This is a genomic window from Pseudomonas linyingensis (assembly GCF_900109175.1).
In the GTDB taxonomy this organism is placed as follows: domain Bacteria; phylum Pseudomonadota; class Gammaproteobacteria; order Pseudomonadales; family Pseudomonadaceae; genus Geopseudomonas; species Geopseudomonas linyingensis.
Map to the genome: position 1 here is coordinate 1 of NZ_FNZE01000035.1, position 3,364 is coordinate 3,364.

The following is a 3,364-nucleotide window of genomic DNA, read 5'->3' on the forward strand; positions in this document are numbered from 1 at the left end:
TGTCGTCGGCATCGGTGTCGACGCCGGCGGTCTCGTCGTGGGTGACCGAGCCGGTGCCGAGGGCGGCATCGGCGGTGGGTCCGTCATCCTCGAAGATCATCTTCGAGCCGATTTCGAGCTTGTCAGTCGATACCTGGAGCAGGGAGAAGCCACCGATATCGAAGTCGGCGTGGTTGTTGCCCTTGGCGTCGACGGCTGCGCCGTTCTCGATCAGCACGCGGTTGTGATCCGCGCTCGTGGTGTATTCGATCCGGTAGCCGGCCTTGACGCCGGTGATGGTTGCAATCCCACCCACAATGCTGATGGAAATGCCCGTGGTGACTTCCTGCGTGCCGCTGAAGACGTGAACACTGGAGATTGCAATCGCCGTGTCATCGGCATAGCCGTCGATGAAGTCATTGCCAGATTCAACGTCGGTGCTGAAGGCGCTGATCCTGACCACGGCACTCTTGCCGCTCTGCAACTGCACGATGTCGAAGTCCGCCCCCCGCGCATTGAACATGGCGGTGAAGTCGATGTTGGATTCGAGGTCGGCCTCGTTCTGATCCAGGTTGGGAATGGTCACATCCTGTCGGGCGCCGGTGACGAAGGTGAAGCGGATACCCTCCTGCTCCACGATCATCTGGTTGTTGGTGCCGAAGGTGGTCGGGCCGCCCGCCTGGCTGGTATTGATCGTGTCGCCGGTGGTGATGTTGAGGTCGTCCGAGGGGTCGGCCGGATCTAGGCCCGACTGGTTAGCCGGGTTCTTGCCGGTGGCGATGATGGTCGGATCGGTGATCCGCATGACACCAGCGACCTCGACCACCGTCGGGTCCATCGTGGTGAACATCAGGAACAGGTTCTGCCCGGAGGGCGCATTGGCCAGACTGAATTCCATGTTCTGGCTGGTGCCGATGAAGACCAAGCCATCCAGATCGAGCGCGTCATCGGGGTTGCTGGTGTCCGGATGCTTGAGCGGTTCGTACAGTACGGTCCAGATCTTGCCACCGGTGACCGGCGATCCGGTTTCCTCGATGTAGGCGGCGAACACGATGTCGCCGGTTGAGCCCCCGGCGCGGCCCAGCAGGATGTTGTTGTTGGTGGTATCCGTATAGAGAAAGATACTGGTGCCATCGAGGGTATCCAACCCGCTGTCCAAGCCATTGAGCGGTGCGCCACTGCTGCCGACGAAGCTGAGATCGGTAATGGTTGCTCCCGGGTCGGGGCTGAGGGTGAACGCATTGCTGCCCGTATTGCCAACGGCGCCGGTATAGCCACTCAAGGCCGCCTCCGTTGCGGTGCCTGCTGCGAGTGCGGTCAAGCGGCTGGAGAAAGCCGAGGGTAGGGACGCCAGCAGAATGTCGTTGTCGTTAGCGTCTTCCGCAGGGGTTGTCGTGGTGGTGCTGTTTTGCAGTCCGTCGCTTTCGTCGAGGGTAACGAATACACCCGTGCCGATAATCGTGGCCATTTCAAAACTCCTACCGATGGTGGTCATGCGGCGCTGGGGCCACGTCGGTGGCTGCGCCTGGCAATGGCTGCTGACCGTGCTGCGTGAACGTCACGCTCGGTAGTGAGGCAACCCGGCTGTCTTGGACAAGACCCAGGGCTTTCCGGCCCCGCATCGCTGCGGGTGTGGCTTTGGCATTCCGAAGGGTTCGGACATTCGCGCAATCGCGCCCGGCAACTCCTCAATACACCCCGGCCGAACTACGCGATGTGGCGGCGGCCCGAGTGCGTCAAAATCAGGCCGTCCAATGCCAACCAGTGAAATCTTCTGTCTTAATACAGTGCGCCAGATGTGTGACGCAGTTCACGCTTTCAACGTTAGGTGAAAATCCGCCGTCTGCCGCATCGATGTTTATCCTGATTTGGCATTGCTGATATTGCTGGATGAAATTTGTACAGCGACCGTGGTCAGGGCGTTCCGTCGTGCCGATGGGCGAGCGGGGCGGTATTGCTGCGCGTACTGACTGGCGTGAAGCCGGCGGCAGAGTCCGCCCGGATACGAGAAGGCCGGCAGGGGTCTCGTGCCTCTGCCGGCCTCGTGCATTGGCGAGCCTGCGGCCCGCCGGTTCAGGTCAGCCCACGATGGCCTCCGGGTTCAGGGTAATGCCGATCAGGCCGATGCTGTTGGCATCGCCGTCACCGTCGACGATCTCGCTGTTGAAGGCGAGGTCGATATCCTGGCCCGCCGCACCCACCTCCACGTCGCCGATGGCGAAGGCATCCCCGCTGTTCACCGCCTCGGCGTTGCTGATCTCCAGGCGGTTGAAGCCGTCCTCCGTGCTGACGAAGATCCGGTCGCGCAGGTTCGGCAGGTTGGGGGTGGCCCCTTCCAGGTTGTGCACGATCACATCGTTCTCCAGCCAGGTGACCCACGTGTTGTTGCCATCCTCCCGGAAGTAGGTCTCGCCATCCGGGTCGGTCAGCGAGTTGGTGATGATGGTGACCTGGACGATCTGGTCGATTTCCTCCGGGCTGGTCGTCAGGTCAGCGGCGATGTCCGTGCCGCTGATGTCGCTGGTTTCGTCGATCGCGCTGATCCGCACATCCACCGGCCTGCCGGCCTGGGTCTGCATGATGGTGAAGCCGGCATTGTTCACGTCGTAGTGGGTGACGGGGTCGGGGGCCAGCGTGTCGTCGATGGTGGCGAGCGTCCTGCTGCCCGTGTTGGCGTCGATGCCGAGATTGACGAAGTCGAGGCGGATGATCTCGGCAGGGGTGAAGTTGTCCCTGCTGTCGAGCTTGGCCGCATCGATCCACTGATTGCCGATGGCGAGGTCGTCGGAGTCGTTGTTCACCTGGTCGACCCCGACGATGCCGCCGGTGACCAGCAGGTCTTTGTCGGGGGCCTCGTCGCCGGCTACCCCCACCCAGGTGAAGTTGCCTGCCCCTGCAGTGGCGAAGTTGTCGAAATCGAACGAGCCGTCGTCGATCTTGGCGAACATCTCCATGGTGTACTGACCGGTACTGCTGTCCAGCGTCATGGTGAACACCGTCGTCGCCCCTGCGGATGCGGTGAGGACGTTGGTGCCGAAGCCACTGAGAGTGATCGCCACCGTGTTGGAGAAGAGGGCGTTGCCGTCCGCGTCCTCCAGTGCCGCCCCGTCGATCAGCTCCTCGTCGTTCATGCCGGTGAACACCAGCCCGCCATAGGCACCGGCACCGGCACCGTCCGAGCCGAAGTTGAAGGCGAAGGGCGGCGGGGTGGTGCTGCTGTCCAGCAGGCCCGAGGTGGTCTCGCCGGCGGCGTTGGTGATGCTGCCGGACTCGGGGGTGATGGCCAGCGGCCCGTCGTCCTGGAAGGATACCCGGCTGCCGATGTCCACCTGGGCGGTGTCCACGTCGTCGTCGCCGTCGGTGACGGTGACGGTGGCGAACAGCG

The 3,364-nt window shown here is 62.8% G+C and carries 2 protein-coding genes and 1 riboswitch; both genes read right to left on the reverse strand.

Annotated features, from left to right (window positions below; genetic code table 11):
- On the reverse strand, positions 1–1,447 hold a 1,447-nt coding region (locus BMZ19_RS21910; RefSeq protein ID WP_425287195.1), incomplete at its 3' end, for a DUF5801 repeats-in-toxin domain-containing protein.
- Between the two features lie 103 nt (positions 1,448–1,550).
- A riboswitch (cyclic di-GMP riboswitch) is annotated at positions 1,551–1,626 on the reverse strand.
- A 431-nt stretch (positions 1,627–2,057) separates the two neighbouring features.
- Positions 2,058–3,364 (reverse strand): hypothetical protein (locus BMZ19_RS22505; protein ID WP_170847830.1); only part of this gene is annotated, 1,307 nt, incomplete at its 5' end.